The sequence below is a fragment of the Acinetobacter sp. ASP199 genome, from assembly GCF_022700675.1.
Classification (GTDB): Bacteria; Pseudomonadota; Gammaproteobacteria; order Pseudomonadales; family Moraxellaceae; genus Acinetobacter.
This window is the reverse complement of record NZ_CP062182.1, coordinates 2522514-2539347: the sequence shown is the minus strand read 5'-3', so window position 1 is coordinate 2539347 and position 16834 is coordinate 2522514. Positions and strand designations below refer to the sequence as shown.

14 protein-coding genes are annotated in these 16834 nt (G+C 44.4%); 8 read left to right on the top strand and 6 right to left on the bottom strand.

All coding sequences use genetic code 11. The annotated features are described in order from the left end of the window. Positions 1-545 precede the first annotated feature (545 nt). Positions 546-1190 (top strand): hypothetical protein, encoded by a 645-nt coding sequence (locus tag IHE35_RS12080; protein WP_242787800.1) that lies wholly within the window; start codon positions 546-548, stop codon positions 1188-1190. Between the two features lie 7 nt (positions 1191-1197). Here IHE35_RS12080 and IHE35_RS12075 read toward each other — a convergent pair whose 3' ends face one another. Beyond that, on the bottom strand, positions 1198-2388 hold the full coding sequence (locus tag IHE35_RS12075; protein ID WP_242787798.1) for an MFS transporter: 1191 nt from the start codon (positions 2386-2388) through the stop codon (positions 1198-1200). Between the two features lie 956 nt (positions 2389-3344). On the opposite strand from IHE35_RS12075, the gene IHE35_RS12070 reads away from it, so the two are divergent. The 5 genes from IHE35_RS12070 to IHE35_RS12050 all read left to right on the top strand — a co-directional run bounded on the left by IHE35_RS12070 (position 3345) and on the right by IHE35_RS12050 (position 8701). Next, a complete protein-coding gene (locus tag IHE35_RS12070) occupies positions 3345-4472 on the top strand; it encodes a Re/Si-specific NAD(P)(+) transhydrogenase subunit alpha (protein ID WP_242787797.1) in 1128 nt (375 codons plus the stop codon). A gap of 11 nt (positions 4473-4483) precedes the next feature. Beyond that, positions 4484-4807 (top strand): proton-translocating transhydrogenase family protein, encoded by a 324-nt coding sequence (locus IHE35_RS12065; RefSeq protein ID WP_004783638.1) that lies wholly within the window; start codon positions 4484-4486, stop codon positions 4805-4807. A gap of 3 nt (positions 4808-4810) precedes the next feature. Beyond that, positions 4811-6256 carry an NAD(P)(+) transhydrogenase (Re/Si-specific) subunit beta gene (locus IHE35_RS12060; protein ID WP_242787795.1) on the top strand — a complete coding sequence of 482 codons (1446 nt, stop codon included), beginning with the start codon at positions 4811-4813 and terminating at the stop codon, positions 6254-6256. A 480-nt stretch (positions 6257-6736) separates the two neighbouring features. Then, a complete protein-coding gene (locus tag IHE35_RS12055) occupies positions 6737-8071 on the top strand; it encodes an ammonium transporter (RefSeq protein ID WP_242787793.1) in 1335 nt (444 codons plus the stop codon). 18 nt (positions 8072-8089) lie between these two features. Next, on the top strand, positions 8090-8701 hold the full coding sequence (locus IHE35_RS12050; RefSeq protein ID WP_242787791.1) for a hypothetical protein: 612 nt from the start codon (positions 8090-8092) through the stop codon (positions 8699-8701). Between the two features lie 75 nt (positions 8702-8776). On the opposite strand, the gene rsfS is transcribed toward IHE35_RS12050, so the two are convergent. The 5 genes from rsfS to IHE35_RS12025 form a co-directional block, all read right to left on the bottom strand. Continuing rightward, on the bottom strand, positions 8777-9181 hold the full coding sequence (rsfS, locus tag IHE35_RS12045; RefSeq protein WP_242787789.1) for a ribosome silencing factor: 405 nt from the start codon (positions 9179-9181) through the stop codon (positions 8777-8779). An 88-nt stretch (positions 9182-9269) separates the two neighbouring features. Then, a complete protein-coding gene (locus IHE35_RS12040; RefSeq protein ID WP_242787787.1) occupies positions 9270-10052 on the bottom strand; it encodes a TIM barrel protein in 783 nt (260 codons plus the stop codon). 43 nt (positions 10053-10095) lie between these two features. Next, positions 10096-10959, bottom strand: coding sequence for an NAD(P)-dependent oxidoreductase (locus IHE35_RS12035; protein ID WP_242787785.1), 864 nt, complete (start codon positions 10957-10959; stop codon positions 10096-10098). Between the two features lie 32 nt (positions 10960-10991). Next, positions 10992-11780 carry a crotonase/enoyl-CoA hydratase family protein gene (locus IHE35_RS12030; protein WP_242787783.1) on the bottom strand — a complete coding sequence of 263 codons (789 nt, stop codon included), beginning with the start codon at positions 11778-11780 and terminating at the stop codon, positions 10992-10994. A gap of 99 nt (positions 11781-11879) precedes the next feature. Further along, complete coding sequence (locus IHE35_RS12025) at positions 11880-14690, bottom strand: ATP-binding protein (protein ID WP_242787781.1); 2811 nt, start codon at positions 14688-14690, stop codon at positions 11880-11882. Between the two features lie 371 nt (positions 14691-15061). Between IHE35_RS12025 and cysM the strand changes: the two genes are divergently transcribed. After that, positions 15062-15991 carry a cysteine synthase CysM gene (gene cysM, locus IHE35_RS12020; RefSeq protein ID WP_242787779.1) on the top strand — a complete coding sequence of 310 codons (930 nt, stop codon included), beginning with the start codon at positions 15062-15064 and terminating at the stop codon, positions 15989-15991. A gap of 18 nt (positions 15992-16009) precedes the next feature. Next, a complete protein-coding gene (locus IHE35_RS12015; RefSeq protein ID WP_242787777.1) occupies positions 16010-16828 on the top strand; it encodes a 3'-5' exonuclease in 819 nt (272 codons plus the stop codon). The last annotated feature ends 6 nt before the right edge of the window (positions 16829-16834 follow it).

Here is a 16834-nt window from a genome sequence, read left to right as displayed (position 1 = left end):
ATTTAACCTATTTTTAAAGATCAATTAGCTAAAGAAGTCGTGGCTTGTAGGACTTTCGCTATTATTTCCCAACCTAGTTTTCTTTTATTTGTACTCTACTAACTTTCTTATAATAAGCGATTTTTTACACCATTTTTACACCTTATTATTTTTAATTAAATTTAAGTTTTTGTATTTTAATATTTATTTATTTTATGGTGTCCAATCCATCATCGGCGCAACACTGATTCGTGGTTGAAGTTGTTGTTCAATGGTCTTGAGATCAGTCATTCAAAATCACGCCTTAATTTAGAAATGGAAGAGACAGCACGCCGTTAGATCTTTGGGCGCTCACCGGCAGATGAGTGATTCGGCCAGTAAAAGAGGGCGCAATATTAGCATAAAAATAATCAGGCTTCATGGCTGAGGAACAGCACTGCAAGAAAGCCTTTTAGAAAAGTGAAAAGTATTTAAATCATTCAAATAGATGCAAAGACCAAGGAGTAGTTTACTAAACAGTAAAAGAGTTTAAGATGAAGAAAACAGGATAAAAAAGGAGAAAAATAATGATGTTACTGGAAGAGATTTATAAAACCACAAAAGCCCAGCATTCTGAATATTTGAATCTGCGTATTCAACGTAGCCTAAGCTGGTTGAGAAAAGCGGTAGAGTTACAGACCGATTATGATTTTCAGTTTCTGAGTCTGTGGATTAGCCTGAATGCTCTTTATGCACAGGAAAATGAAGATAGTCTAGATCAGCAGGCATTACCGCAATTTCTACATCTCATCCTTAGCAAGGATCATGAGAAAAGAATTTCTCGAATGTTATTGGGGCGCTATGATGTTACGTTGCATGCACTTCTGGATAATCAATATCTCACTCAGCACTTTTGGGATTATCAACACAATAAGATCAGCCAAAGCGACTGTCGTGAAATGCTAAACCAGCAGAAAATAGAGCTTCAGGAAGCACTGGAACAGCAGGATATATCGAAGATTCTGCTAGAGGTTTTTAAGCGTTTCACTACTTTAAGACAACAAATCCTGCAGGGTGGGGTGAGTTATGCCAGTGCCCTCAGTCGCAAGCAGATGCAGGAAAGTTGCAGCCTGTTTTCTGCCTTGTTAAATGCCTTTATCTATATATTGCTGGAACATGGGGTGGTGATGGATTCCGGCAAAGTTTACTATCCAGTGGTTCAAGTGACTTAAATGATGATTAGCTGGCTTTTACATGAGCATGATAAAACTGATCAATCAGGGCAAAGCAGGTGGCAGCCAGCGCAAAAAACAGTCCTGTCAGGCAGCTCATGTTCCAGCCACCGTGATGCCATGCATATACGCCAGCTGCAGAGCCACAGGCACCTCCAATAAAATACAAGGTCATATAAATGGAGTTAATCCGGGATTTGGCATCTGGACGCAGGCGGAAAATCACATTCTGGTTACAGCTATGGGTAATCGCCAGTCCTAGATTAATGAGCGCATAACCTGCAATATAGCTCATCAAGGATGTACCACCAAAATAGAGAAACAGCCAGCTTCCTGCCAGAATGGAACAGCCAATCCAGCTTAGCAGTTTGATATAACCTCGGTCTGCCCATTTACCAATCACCTGGGTGGATAATGCGCCAAAGACTCCCACTAAAGTGACCAGTCCCACCATAACATCTGCCAGGTTAAAGGGGGACTGTGTCAATAACAGGGCAATGGTAGAGAACAGAATACTCATCGCAGCAAAGGCAAAAGCACCGGTCAGAGAACGAAAGACCAGTCGTGGTTCTTGAGCCAACAGATTGCCCATAGAGTGGAAAATTCTGGCGTAGCTAATGCGGAGTCTTGGCAGGGTTGGTAGCTGACCACGTAAATAGATTCCCAGAATCAGCATCGAAACCGAACTAAGTGCATAGATGACTTTCCAGTGAAATAAGTCAGAGAGTAACCCGGCAATACTGGTCGACAGCAGAATTCCCACCAATAAACCACTCATCAGAAAGCCAACAACTTCACCAGTTTTTTCCGGCTTGACAGTCATAGCGGCTAAAGGGATGAGCACCTGGGCAGCGACTGAAAACAGGCCGGCAATAATCGTCCCTAGCCAGAGCATGGGTAAATTGACTGCAGTCGCACAGATCATCAATCCTAGCGCGGCCCCCCACATTAAGGCAGGAATCAGCTTGGTCTTATTCAGCATGTCACCCAATGGCACGATGAACAGCAGGCCCAGCGCATAAGATACCTGGGCAAAGGTCACCGTCAGGGCGACTTGCGATTCAGGAACCTGGTAGTACTGCTGAATCGATGAAATTAGAGGCTGGCAATAATAATTTGCTCCAGCACACAGACCACATGCAATTGCCATCAGCCACAGTAATGGTTTATTTTGACTGATATCAAGAGAAGTGTTCATAAGCGGAGTCTGATTCCTTGCTATTTTATAGGGATCTTAGAGGTCTGAATAATGCGGCACTATAAGCCAAATCCAAGTATCAGGATAGGCTAAGAACAGTATAGACATGCAAGCATTTCATTGACCTTTACTTTAGTTTTTTTTTGAAATATTCATTTAAAGAGCACTAAATAAGATCAACTTTCTTTTAAACATACTGCGAGCGACTGAAAACACAGGCTTTTAATGAATATAAACATTATTGAGTAAGGGATTCTGAAAGATATGAGTGAAGATATAAGAAGAATTGCACAAAAAAGGTGCAAATAATTCAATACTGAGAAACAATATTAATATAAAAAATGATTCAGATAATTTTTTTTAACGATAAATGATCAAATTTAGACATATGCTGTCTCAATCAGAAGCTGATCATCCTTGGTCAAAATAGCTACTCTCTCTCATTCAACCTAGTCCATTATCCAAGTAGTTAGAAGTCTTCAAATTCTTGAACAACTGTATGAATCTGGGTTCTCATCATCTTCTTAAAATTGTCAGAATGGTCAATTTAATACGGTGGGTGTGCGCGATTGCGTGCTGTCAGCTGTTCTGAAGTTCACTTAATCTATAAAGGTGTATCAAAAATGGCGCAGCTTTTATGTCAGAAAAATCAATGTAACAAAATGTATAAAAAATCATCTTCTCGAAGAGTGCCCAGACTGCATCGACATGACTTCTTAAAAACTAGATTGATGAATAAAGCAGCACTTTGAAAATTTTCCTTTAATCAATAAATGAACGATGAGTAATTAAATTTTATGAATTGTCAGTTCAAAATATGGCTATTTATTAAATAAATATTGGGTAGTATTTTGGAATAGTTTGATTAGAATCCAAAAATTCAACAAAAACACATCCTGAGGGGAAACATCGTTTTTGCGATGTTTACTTAAGAAAAATTAGCTTGAGGGACGCTCATGCAAATCGGAATTCCAGCCGAAACTGTCGTCGGTGAACATCGTGTCGCTGCGACACCTGAGACAGTAAAGAAATTGATCAGCGCTGGTCATAGCGTAATTATCGAACGTGGTGCAGGGGTGAAAGCTGCCTATATCGATAGTGCTTATGAACAGGTTGGTGCAAAAATTACGGATGATGCTTACACCGGTAGTCAGATGATTTTGAAAGTTCGTGCACCGAAGGGTGAAGAAATTCAAAAATTACCTGCGAATGCTACGGTTGTGGCGATGTTTGACCCATACCGCAATACCGAGCTTGACCATTTCGCGGCACAGAATGTGTCTGCATTTGCATTGGAACTTTTGCCACGTACTTTGTCCCGTGCGCAAAACATGGATGTTCTGTCTTCTCAGGCGAACCTGTCTGGTTATAAAGCAGTGCTTCTTGCTGCAGCAGAATACCAACGTATGTTCCCGATGCTGATGACTGCTGCAGGAACGGTGAAACCGGCTCGTGTCGTGATCATGGGTGTAGGTGTTGCTGGTCTGCAAGCGATTGCAACTGCAAAACGTCTAGGTGCGGTTGTTGAAGCAACCGACTTGCGTCCTACAGCAAAAGACCAGGTTGAATCTTTGGGCGGTAAATGGTTAGACGTACCAATGTCTGAAGAAGAACAACAAAAAGCAGCTGATGCGGCTAAAAATGGTTATGGCTGGATGCCAGGCGAACAGTACATCAAGGATCAGGCGATCATCGTTGATAAAGCAGTTTCCAATGCGGACATCGTGATCACGACTGCATTGTTGCCAGGTCGTGATGCGCCACGCTTAATCCGTGCCGAGACCGTTGCCAAAATGAAACCAGGTTCAGTCATTTTAGATATGGCAGTTGAAACTGGCGGTAACGTAGAAGGCTCAAAATGCGGTGAAACCGTTGTGACTGAAAATGGTGTGAAGATTCTGGGTATTCCAAATATCCCTTCGACTTTGTCAACAGAAGCATCTGCACTGTATGCACGTAACGTTTTGAACTTCGTTGAAACTTTGTTTGATAGCGAAAAGAATTTTGCGATTAATCCAGAAGAAGAAATTCAAAAAGCCCTACTCGTCACTCACGGCGGCCAAGTGCTGTTAAAGCGTGGTTAAGGAGAGTACTCATGGTTGAAACTATTACGATTTTTGTCCTTGCCATCTTTGTAGGTTACTACGTGGTGTGGGGCGTTACCCCAGCTTTGCATACGCCACTGATGGCAGTAACCAATGCACTTTCTTCGATCATTATCGTCGGTGCGATGATTCAGACTGTGGGTTTACCAATGGTTGGTGTTGAAGGCAGTGTGGACTTCCAGACCATTAACGTAGTGAGTGTACTGGGCGCGATAGCAGTATTCCTGGCAAGCATTAATATTTTCGGTGGCTTTGCCGTGACTGCGCGTATGCTAGAAATGTTTAAACCAAAACAAAAGAAAAAAGAGGGCTAATTAATGGAATTCATTCGTGAATATGCAAATTGGTTCTATTTGATTGGTGCCATTCTTTTTATCTTAACTTTACGTGGTTTGTCTGGTCCTAAGACTGCAATTGCTGGTAACCGTTACGGTATGCTTGCCATGGCGATTGCTGTACTGACGACGTTCTTTGTCGCAGAAAATCCAGTGATCTGGATGATTCTTGGTGCAATGGTGCTTGGTGCGATCGTGGGTATTGCCCGTGCCAAAACCGTTCCAATGACACAGATGCCTGAAACCGTCGCATTGATGCACTCTCTGGTAGGTTTATCCGCAGTTCTGATTGCTATTGCTGCGATTATCCATAACAACAAGTTAATCGAATTAGGTCCAGACCTTTTAGCTGTAAATGGCGTAACTTTCCATGAAATGAGCAAAGTGCATTTGTTTGAATTGTTCGTGGGCTGTTTCGTTGGTGCAATTACCTTCACAGCGTCTGTATTTGCTTACGGTAAACTGGCTGCGAAAAAATGGGCAAAAACCATTTCTGGCGCATGGGTAAAACCAGTTCAGGCATTGATCTTTATTGCAATGATTGGTTTTGGTATCCACTTCTTCTTGACCGGTAACATGACATCATTCTGGGCAATGACCGGTCTGGCGCTAGTATTTGGTTGGGTATGGATTGCACCAGTCGGTGGTGGTGATATGCCAGTTGTGGTATCGCTTCTGAACTCGTTCTCTGGTTGGGCAGCTGCAGGTATTGGTTTTACCTTAGAAAACAACATGCTGATCGTTGCTGGTTCGCTGGTTGGTTCTTCAGGTGCAATTCTGTCTTACATCATGTGTAAGGCGATGAACCGTTCGATCATCAACGTACTGTTTGGTGGTGCAATGGGTGGTGCAGCAACTGCGACAGCGGGTGCTGGTGAACAGGTACAGCGTAACCACCGTTCAGGTTCGGCAGATGATGCCGGCTTCCTGATGTCAAATGCAGACAGCGTCGTGATTGTGCCAGGTTATGGTATGGCGCAAGGTCGTGCACAGAATGCGGTGAAAGAGTTGGCGAACCTGTTAAAAGAGCAGGGCGTAACTGTACGTTTCGCGATTCACCCCGTTGCAGGTCGTATGCCTGGTCATATGAACGTATTGCTGGCTGAAGCTGACGTGCCATATGAAGACATTCTGGAAATGGACGAGATCAACTCTGACTTCCCGGCAACAGATGTGGTACTGGTGATTGGTGCGAATGACGTGGTTAACCCGGCTGCGAAAGATGATCCAAGCTCACCAATTTATGGTATGCCAATTCTGGAAGCACACAAAGCACGTACAATCCTGGTGATCAAGCGTTCTATGGCAACAGGTTATGCTGGTCTGGACAATGACTTGTTCTATAACGACAAGACCATGATGATCTTCGGTGATGCCAAGAAAGTTGTGGAAGATATGACTAAAGCCATTAATGGTACGGGTCACTAATTCCTAAAATCTTCTCTTAGCCCTCCTTTGCAAAAGGAAGGTCGGGATGGATTAAAAGAGATTAAAAATAAAAACCACCTTCGGGTGGTTTTTTGTTTTGGTCTTTTTTGTGCGCCGGAATCACCTGATATTTGATTATCAATAAATATAAGATCTCTTTCATAAATCAAAAAATGATCGCTATATTCATATTTAAATGGATATTGAAAGTTCCTTCTCCCCCTGGGAGAAGGTTAGGATGAGGGGTGTTTCTTAGAAAAAACCTCTCCCTAACCCTCTCCTGTAAGGAGAGGGAATTTCCTTTGCAGTGTTTCACAAATGATTTATGAAAGAACCCTATTCATCATGTGAATGAGCAATAGTTTATTGATAAAAGTTAGATTTAATTATCAGTACATTATCATTATCGGTAATTTTAAAAATCACAAAGTGTATGGCATTGTTCTTGCTATTCCCTCATTAAGAATTAAGGGGAATAGCATGACAAAAATAAAATATTTAGGGGTTTTACTGGGGCTACTGAGTTTACCTGCCTATGCGGCTGAACCAGCAGAAATGGTAAAAAATATCCAGGAAATCCGAATATCTCTGGACAGTGTCTGGGTGGTAATGGGCGGTATTCTGGTGTTCTTCATGCAGGCAGGTTTTGCACTGATTGAGAGCGGCTCAGTCAGAAGTAAAAATAGTGTGAATGTTTTAATGAAAAATTACATGGATGCCTGTCTTGGAGGACTGGTTTTCTGGCTGATAGGTTTTGGGCTTATGTTCGGGATTAATCATACCGGGTGGTTTGGTAGCTCACATTTTGCACCGGATAGTTTAGATAGCTGGAGCTGGAATTTACTCTTCTTCCAAATGATGTTTGCCGCAACAGCAACCACCATTGCCAGTGGTGCCATGGCAGAGCGTATTCATTTTGTCGCCTATGTGGTGAGTGCCGCTTTTGTGAGTGGCTTAATTTACCCAGTTTTTGGCAGTTGGGCATGGGGGAGTTTATTTGAGGGTGAAGGCTGGCTCAAAGCCATGGGCTTTATTGATTTTGCTGGTTCAACTGTAGTGCATTCGATTGGTGGCTGGGTTGCTTTGGCGGGCATTATTGTATTGGGTCCACGTATAGGACGTTTTGGCCGCAATGGCCAAGTGCACTATTTACCCGGCCATAATCTGCCTTTAATTGCCTTAGGTGGTTTTATTTTGTGGTTAGCCTGGTTTGGCTTCAATGCCGCTTCCACAGTTAATGCGGATGTCAGCATTGGGCGGATTGCTTTAAATACCCATCTCGCAGCGTGTGCGGCGGCAGTGGCCTATATGCTGTTTGCCCTGGTACGACGTAAAGCCATTTTAATAAGGACTACGATTAATGCTTCTTTAGGCGGGTTGGTTGGGATTACCGCGGGTTGCGCCACAATGAGTCCAATGTTTGCTGTTATAACCGGACTGGTAGCAGGGTTGCTGGTTAGTGTATTGCCAGCACTACTCGAAAAAATGCGTATTGATGATGTGGTGGATGCCGTCACTGTACATGGCTTTTGTGGAGCATGGGGAACTTTGGCCGCTGGTATCTTTTATGAAACTAAAATGTTCGATAGCAGCATTATTGCTGTTCAGGCGCTAGGTGTTGGTGCCGGATTTGCTTGGGGCTTTGGCGTGGCATTTATTGTGTTCAAGGTGCTGCATATTATTTTAGGTGGTTTGCGTGTCAGTGCCCAGCACGAGCAACGTGGTCTGGACTATACCGAGCATGCTGAATTGTCTTATCCCGAATTCCAGCGAGATGTAACTTTCGATACTGATCACATTACCAAACGCCATTAATGAATAGGAGGGTACAATATGAATGCAGAAGTGCTCAATCTAGAACAGCGTCGCCAAGCGATTCAGCGTGGGCTACAGCATTATTTTCAAGGACCTCACCTTGAACAGATCGTAGGATATTGGGAACAGGAATATAGCGAGCAGCCTGCTTTTGTACTGAATCGCTTTCTCAGTGAGATTTGTACTACAGAAGAGCTTAAACAGAACCGTAAACATATGCTTAAACAGGTACTGCATGAGCTGACCATTCTGGAAAAAAGTCAATGGACCCAGTCTGAAGATACACAAGCAGTACCTCTTAATCAGATGGCACAATACCATGCCTATATAGAGTTTGCAGAGTCAGTTCTTGCTTACGTCCAGCTACAAGACCAGAAAGGCTTTTGTATGGAACTGGGACAGCAATTGGTTAGGGATCAGCTTCTGTTCCAGGAAAGCAGTCAGAAATTGCAGAAGAGTATGGATTTGCTGAGCTATGTATCTTCAAAATTCTATGCAAAAGCCATTACCAGTCTATATCAGGTATTTTGTGACTTCTACGGCCCACAACGTAGTGATCAGGTCTATGCTCAGGCCAAAAATTTGATCAAACAAAAATATCCAGAAGCGAATCTACAGCAACTGCTTTAATTCTTTTAGGGGTAAAGTTGATTTCGAGCCAATAAAAAAGCGACCTCAATGAGCCGCTTTTTTAAGAATCTGTTTTTATGCCACTGAATCTGTAGGGGCATTGCTCCACAGGCTTTCTAGGTCATAGAATTTACGCGCAGTAGGAAGCATGCAGTGAACCACTACATATCCGAGGTCCAGGAGAATCCATTCAGCATCACGTTCGCCTTCGATACCGAGTGGACGGAAGCCAGCTTTACGTGCTTCTTCAACAACATTGTTGGCAAGAGATTTGATGTGACGGGTAGAGGTACCGCTGGCGATGACCATGGCATCAGCAACATTGCTCATACCGCTGACATCAAGCACAACAACTTCTTTGGCCTTTACATCTTCAAGTGCAGCATGCACAACTTTCAAGCAGTCTTGTACAGTCTGTAAGTTTGAATTCATAGTAAGATCGTGAGAATTAGAAGCGCTGGGCGATGGTTCTAAATTCATGGGGGATATAATTTCCTAACAATTATGCATGATCTAATATAGCGGTTTTGCCCCGAAATTTCAAATCAGCGCATTGTTCGGTTTGTAATCAATCTGCAAAATAGCGGCTCTTCCAGCCAAAAGACTCTGCTGAATGCTTCATCGGGCGATATTCTGCTGCCACATAGCCTTGATATTGGCTGTTTTCTAACCATTGAAAAATCTCGACATAATTGATAATAGCTGTACCAGGTTCATGTCGGCCCGGGCAGTCTGCAAATTGAATGTGACCAATTGTGTCAATATTCTCTTTTAAAGCTGCAAACACATCTTCACCCATCATCGCCATATGGTAACAGTCATATTGCATTTTTAAGGCTGGATGTTTGACTGCTTCCAGCATCTCCTGCGCTTGAGCTACATTTTGCACCAGGAAGCGTGGCATGTCGGTGCCATTGATCATCTCAAAGACTGGCTGAATACCATGATCTGCCAACATTGAGCAGGCCATTTTCAGATTATCTGCCAATGTATTCAGGCAAGGTAACAGGTCGCTATCCATTGGCTGTTTACCTGCCAGAATATTGACGCTCGGTACTTTTAGTGCGGTCGCATATGCAATCGCTTGTTGCATCGCTTGATGAAATTCAATTTCCTTGCCCGGAATGCCCGCCAAGCCATGACCGCCCTGCATCAGGTCACCTGCCGGGACATTGATCAGGCATAAACTCAGCTGATGCTCTGTCAACTGTGCCTGAATCTGCTCGATACTCAGTTCATAGGGAAACTGGATTTCGACATGATCAAAACCATGCTCACGGGCAAGGGCAAAACGCTCCAGCAGCGGGACTTCCGTAAAAATCATGGAAAGATTGACTGCGAGTTTTAGCATCTGAGGATCCTTGCACTAAATTAGAAATAAACGTGAAAATGAGTTATTGAATGTGTTGAATGACAGTCGCCAGATCTGCTTCGCTGTAGCCCTCTGCTTGATGAGCCTTGAGCTGAGATAAAGCTTGAGAAGCAACCGGAATATTCAGGTCATGTGCTGCTGCAAGCTGTACAGCATTATTGAGGTCTTTAGACAGCGTCTGAACTTTCCATTGCACCGGTTCAAAGGTCTGGGTGGCCATACGCGGTGCCAGAATCTGGAATGGTTTTGAATCGGCGAAACCGCCTGCCAGTGCTGGGGCGAGCAGGGTGGTATCTACTCCAGCACGTCCAGCCAGTGCCACAGCTTCGGCAATCAGCGTACTGTTTGCCGCGACAATTAACTGGTTACAGATCTTTGTCGCTTGTCCTGTACCTGAATCACCCATACGGGTCACACGTTGAGAGAGGACTTGGTAAATTGCAGTTAAAGCAGAAATAGTCTGTTCATTACCGCCGGCAAAGACCACGAGACTGCCTTGTTCAGCGCCAGCAGTCCCGCCAGAAACAGGAGAATCAATCCAGATCACCTGCTTGGCCTGCGCCCGTTGTGCCAGTTCTAAGGTCTGCTGCACAGATAAACTGGAGAAATCCACAATCACCTGTTGTGCAACCAGATAAGGCTCAATCTGTTCATACACTGCCTTAACTGCTGAATCGTCCGCCAGACAGATGAGAACCACCGGATAATCTGCAATCTGATCAAGCTGCAACGATTGTGCACCTTGAGCAATCAATGCCTCACCAGCAGAAGCAGTACGGTTCCAGACAGCGACTTCAAAGCCTGCCTGAATCAGTCGGCTTGCCATACGGCTACCCATCAGGCCCATGCCAAGAAATGCGATTTTAGTGGTTTGATCAAACTGCATGCTGCTATCCGATATCTACTGAGATTATGATCTTATGAATACTGGCGAGGCTGGAACTGCACTTCTGGATTCTTGTCTTTCTTGCGTGCCAACTGGCTGTTTTTACCAAGGAGTAACTTTAACTGCCAGATTTTTTCCATACGTAAGGATTTGTTTGGTCGATGTTCCATGGCATCCAGCACATATTTAGACGCCATTAAAGCATCTGGAGAACGTTGTAGCATTTCTTCAGCCAAGGCCTGTGCTTTTGCTAAAGGCTGCTCATCTACATGAGTAATCAAGCCGATCTGCTTGGCATAATTACCATCAAAAATACGGGCGGTCAGTGTCAGTTCTTTGGCGAGATCCAAACTGATTAAGCCTTTTAGCGAGCGACTCAGACCCATATCTGGTACGAGGCCCCAACGGCTTTCCATAATCGACATTTTAGTCTCTGGATGAGCAATCCGAATATCTGCGGCTAGAGCCAGTTGCATACCTGCACCAAAACAATAGCCTTCCAGAGCCGCAATCACGGGAACCGGTAATTCTTGCCAGATTAAAAAGGCTTTCTGGAACAGACTTTGGCCTGGACGTAATAGTTCCCATGCAGCATAGGCACGATTTTTTGGATTATTTAAATCAGCGAGATCAATCCCGGCACTAAAGACCTGTGCTTCACCTGTCAGGATGACACAGCGGATACTTTTATCCTTTTTGATCTTGTTGGCTGTCACCACAAGTTCACGCAATAGCGCAAAGCTCATGGCATTGCGTTTGTCCGGACGGTTTAAACTCACCGTGGCAATTCCATTATTTTTTTCTAAACGAACCAGTGACATGGCTAAACCCTTCATTTTTATTGCCTTGAGCATAGCATGCGCGTTAGATCAGGTGCATGACACTTAAGTCACGCTTTGTGATTGTCCTTAACTCGCGCATTAGCTCATATGCTTGTTCAGCACCTGTTGTGCAGCCTGTTCTACCTGATCAATCCCAGCCCTAAGCTCATCGAGGCGTTTCATTACTTCCTGGACGAATGCTTCATCAGCTTTGCGGCGTTCTTTACGTAGGGTAGAGACAAACTGTTCAAAACTGCCAGTCAGCTGTTGCAGGTTCGGCGTACCGACATAACGGGTCGCGCCGTAGAGCCGGTGCAGTACATGTTCCAGTTGTGGAAAATCTTCCAGCTCAATCAGCTGTTCTATTTCGCTGAGTTCAGTTTCAAAACTGTCGACCAGCATTCGGAGCAGATCTACGGCCAGGTCTTCTTTATTGGCGGCCAGTTGCAGGCTTTGCTGCCAGTCCAGAATATTGCTATCCAGAGCCTCAATGACATTGGCACGTTCCAGCATTGGGGCCTTGCGGAAGTTTTCCGTGGTCCATTGGGTCAGAATCTGGATGATCTGTTCAATCTGAATGGGCTTGGTAACATAGTCATCCATACCACCCTGTAGCAATTTCTGCTTTTCGTCAGACAGGGCATGTGCTGTCAGAGCAATAATTGGTAAACGTCGATGATTTTCAAAGGTCGATTCCAGGGAGCGGATGGCACGGGTCGTATCCATGCCAGACATCACTGGCATCTGAATATCCATAAACACCAGATCAAATGCGCTTAAGCCTTCTTCATGACGTTTCTGGATAATATCAATTGCTTCCTGACCGCTAGTCGCCTTGGTTGTGGTGACATTCAGTTCACCAAGTAGCGCTTCAAGTACAATCAGGTTCGGTAAATGGTCATCTACCGCCAATATATGTAACCCTTGACCATTAAAGTCTTCATGAACTTCTTGGTCGAATATTGGCTGGTTATTCAGGAGTTGAATCAGTGCACTACGGCTAAGGGGCTGATAGAGAGCACGGGCACGGTGTTCATTCAGCATGTTTGGATCAAGCTGCATCTGATAGCCATAAACTGCCAGATTGCCATGATAACGCGCACGAATTTCTTGCAGCAGGGCCTGACTGTCACCGCTATGATCGACGATCAGCCAGGTATTTTCAGTCGTAGTTTTTAGATGATTCAGACGGCTAAACAGATCCAGAATTGAAGCACACTCAATATGCTTCACGTTATAGTTTTCCAGATAATGACGCAGTACATTCGCTGTTGCTGGATGTGCCAGATAAGAGACCACAGTCAGATTACTAAAGTCCGGATGCTCAATCACATCATCTTCATCTACCAGGAATTGGGCAGTAAACCAGAAGGTTGATCCTTTTTCAGTTGGGGCTCTTTCCTGATTATCTTCAAAGCCGATCTGACCATGCATCAGACTGACCAGCTGTTTGGAAATCGCCAGCCCCAATCCGGTACCACCAAACTGACGGGTGACTGAAGTATCACCTTGTGAGAAGGATTCAAACAGTTTTTTGCGGTCAGTGCCGCTGAGACCGATACCACTATCCTGTACGCTGAAATGCAGCAGGCATTGGCCGATATCATCGTGTTCCATCCGCACCCGTACGATGATTTCACCGTCTGGCGTAAACTTGATCGCATTGGAAATCAGGTTGGTTAGAATCTGCTTAAAGCGCAGTGCATCACCGTTAACGAATTTTGGAACGTTGTCGGCATAGTAGAAAGCCATATCAATATGCTTTTGTGCAGCTAATGGCGAAAGCATGTCCATCACATCAAAAATTGCTTCCTCAAGATCAAATAGCGCCGTTTCGAGTTCTAGTTTACCGGCATCAATCTTGGAGAAATCCAGAACGTCATTGATCAGGGCCAGTAGATGTGCCGAGGATTTGCGAATGGTTTGTAAATACAGACTCTGCTCATTGCTTAAATTGCCTTGACGCAGCAGCAAATGAATAAAGCCATCAATACTGTTGAGTGGGGTGCGTAATTCATGTGAAATATTGGCTAAAAATACTGATTTGGCCTGGTTGGCAGAAATCGCCTGGTCACGTGCTTGACGATAGGTGATATTCTGCACTTCAAGGGTGTCGAGGGTACGACGTAAGTCATCTTCGGTCTGTTCGGTGTGTTCACGCAGCTCCAGGAAACTGAAATGTAGCCGTTTGACCACATTGGCAATATCACGCTGTAACAGGCGCAGTTCACCGGTACTGTTAATGACCATATGCTGATCCAAAGTATCCGCATTCAGACGTTGTAACTGCATGCGGATCTCATACATCGGCGCAATCCAGCGGCGCGAGTAGAAATTCAGACACAGTAAAAGTAGCAACAAGGTCAACAGGCCTGTGGCAATCAATACGATCATCACGCGGTAGCGGGCGATTTCTAAGGGCTGATTGTCCAGCTCAATCGCAAGCCAGCCTGGATTGCCGGTATTGTCATTAATTCGAACCGCGAAAATGTGATTATTCTGATTTACAATCGGGCCAATAAAAGTCGCTTCCTGCTTGAACTTTGGCCAAGGTGCCTGGTCCTGATAGCCAATACCCAAGCGGTTTCTGCCTTGAAGATCCACAATTGCAGCACGTAGCAGATGCTTTTCATTGAGCATATTTTGCATGGCATTGCGTGCCTGCTCATACTGCCAGGGGGAATAATTGACAATATCTAGCGCAGATTCAGAAGTGGCCTGAAAACGAGTCAGAATGGCAATTGCCATCTGTTTTTGCTGGGCACGGGCTGCATTGGAGGTTTCTGTCAAAACCAGCGCTGCACCTACACAAGCCAAGATTGTAATTGGCACAAAGATCAGTGCAATCAACTGACCGTAGGCATGATTTAAGTGTAGGCGTTTAAACAGCTTTTTATTGATATTTGACATGATTCAAGCAGTGTTTTCCTTATGCTCCGCATATTAGCACGCTTTAAATCTTCAGTTAAAATTTCATCAAAGTTTTTCGCAAGATGAAATGAAACGGACTTTTTTTAAGGGTAAATTTGTATATTAAAAATATTCAAATAGATAGGCTATAAAATGCTAAGAAATGAGAGTTTGTAAACTTGAGATTGACCTGAGAAATACTGGAATAAAGGTGAACAGTTTATTAATAAACTACTGACAGACATGATGATTTTTATTTTTTGGACAATGCTGCATGAGTTTTAATCGGTTTTCTGAAAAAGACTGGTTAAATGGGTGCAGGGAAATGCAAATTTTCATACAATAGCCGCACCTCGACATAGGTGCAAATAATGAGTAATACCACCCCTGATTTTCAAGCAGACGAATTTTTACTGGACTACTACGTTGGCAAAACGCCACTGGTGCGTCTACAGCGTCTGGCAAATCACACTCAAGCGACAGTGTTAGCAAAGCTCGAAGGCAATAACCCTGCGGGTTCGGTGAAAGATCGTCCGGCCTATAATATGATCATGCAGGCGGAAAAGCGTGGTCAGATCAAGCCGGGTGACACCCTGATTGAGGCAACGAGTGGAAATACAGGGATTGCATTGGCGATGGTTGCGGCAATGCGCGGCTACAAAATGAAGCTGATCATGCCGAATAACATGAGCCAGGAACGTAAGGATGCCATGCGTGCTTATGGGGCTGAACTGATTGAAGTGACCAAAGAGCAGGGCATGGAAGGTGCGCGTGATCTGGCACTGCAAATGCAAAATGAAGGCAAAGGCCTGGTGCTGAACCAGTTTGGTAATCCGGACAACGTTGAAGCGCATTACCTGACCACTGGTCCGGAAATCTGGCAGCAAACGGGAGGCAAGATCACTCACTTTGTCAGCTCGATGGGAACTACCGGTACTATTATGGGGGTATCTAAATACCTGAAAGAGATAAATCCTGATATTCAGATTGTTGGTTTACAACCTTCTGACGGTTCAAGTATTGCGGGGATCCGCCGCTGGCCAGAAGAGTATCTGCCAACCATTTTTGATCGTAGCCGTGTGGATCGTATTATCGATATTCCACAAATTGAAGCTGAAAAAACCATGCGCAAGCTGGCACAAAAAGAAGGGATCAGTGCTGGAACTTCTTCCGGAGGTGCAGTCTGGGCATCGATCAAGCTGGCAGAAGAAAATCCAGGTGCCGTAATCGTGTGCATTATTTGTGACCGTGGTGACCGTTATCTGTCTACAGGTTTATTCTCTGTACAAGATCCTGAATAATTCCTGAGTAATCAATTTATGCGCTTGCCTGTTTTAACGTTTGATATTGAAACCCAGACCGATCTTAAGTCAGGCGCACATCTGTTTGGCCTGGACCTGCCGGAACAAAGCCTGGATCAAGCCCTGACCAAACTGCGTCGTCAGGAATCCGGTTCTGATTTTCAGCGTCTGCCATTACATGAAATTGTCTGTATCTCCGGACTGTGGATTGATGAGCAGGGTATGAAACTGTTTTCCTTTAGTAGGGAACAGAATTCAGAAGCTGAAATTTTACGAAAATTTTTATCGATTTTTGATAAGCGTCATCCAACCCTAGTGAGTTGGAATGGTTCACAATTTGATCTGCCCGTGATTCTTTACCGGGCCATGTACCATGGCTTGTCTGCGCCAAGTCTGTTTGATCAGGGCGAAATTGATACGCAAAAGCGCTATAATAACTATCAGAACCGTTACCATCAGCGTCATGTCGATTTGATGGATGTGATGGCCATGTTTCATGCCCGTCATTTCCAGAAATTGGATGACGTGGCGCACTTGCTCGGTTATCCAGGCAAGCGTGGCGATGGTGGCTACCATGTGCCTGAATATGTGCGCAATCAGGAATGGGACAAGCTCACCAGCTATTGTGAAGGTGATGTCCTGAACACCTGGCTGGTCTATATTCGCTGGCAGTTGCTAAAGGGACAGTTATTGCTGCCTGATTATCAACATCTGGTACAAAGTACGATCCAGTATTTGCAAACGCAACCGCAGCATGCGGACTTTTTATCGGTCTGGCGTGAAACGTCGCGACGGACTGAATTTACTCAATTTGATTTTCCCATCTTCACACATTAGGTTTTC

Coding starts and splice junctions, on each gene's coding strand:
- IHE35_RS12080 (WP_242787800.1), top strand. CDS start 546: ATGATGTTACTGGAAGAGATTTATAAAACCACAAAAGCCCAGCATTCT.
- IHE35_RS12075 (WP_242787798.1), bottom strand. CDS start 2,388: ATGAACACTTCTCTTGATATCAGTCAAAATAAACCATTACTGTGGCTG.
- IHE35_RS12070 (WP_242787797.1), top strand. CDS start 3,345: ATGCAAATCGGAATTCCAGCCGAAACTGTCGTCGGTGAACATCGTGTC.
- IHE35_RS12065 (WP_004783638.1), top strand. CDS start 4,484: ATGGTTGAAACTATTACGATTTTTGTCCTTGCCATCTTTGTAGGTTAC.
- IHE35_RS12060 (WP_242787795.1), top strand. CDS start 4,811: ATGGAATTCATTCGTGAATATGCAAATTGGTTCTATTTGATTGGTGCC.
- IHE35_RS12055 (WP_242787793.1), top strand. CDS start 6,737: ATGACAAAAATAAAATATTTAGGGGTTTTACTGGGGCTACTGAGTTTA.
- IHE35_RS12050 (WP_242787791.1), top strand. CDS start 8,090: ATGAATGCAGAAGTGCTCAATCTAGAACAGCGTCGCCAAGCGATTCAG.
- rsfS (WP_242787789.1), bottom strand. CDS start 9,181: ATGAATTTAGAACCATCGCCCAGCGCTTCTAATTCTCACGATCTTACT.
- IHE35_RS12040 (WP_242787787.1), bottom strand. CDS start 10,052: ATGCTAAAACTCGCAGTCAATCTTTCCATGATTTTTACGGAAGTCCCG.
- IHE35_RS12035 (WP_242787785.1), bottom strand. CDS start 10,959: ATGCAGTTTGATCAAACCACTAAAATCGCATTTCTTGGCATGGGCCTG.
- IHE35_RS12030 (WP_242787783.1), bottom strand. CDS start 11,780: ATGTCACTGGTTCGTTTAGAAAAAAATAATGGAATTGCCACGGTGAGT.
- IHE35_RS12025 (WP_242787781.1), bottom strand. CDS start 14,690: ATGTCAAATATCAATAAAAAGCTGTTTAAACGCCTACACTTAAATCAT.
- cysM (WP_242787779.1), top strand. CDS start 15,062: ATGAGTAATACCACCCCTGATTTTCAAGCAGACGAATTTTTACTGGAC.
- IHE35_RS12015 (WP_242787777.1), top strand. CDS start 16,010: ATGCGCTTGCCTGTTTTAACGTTTGATATTGAAACCCAGACCGATCTT.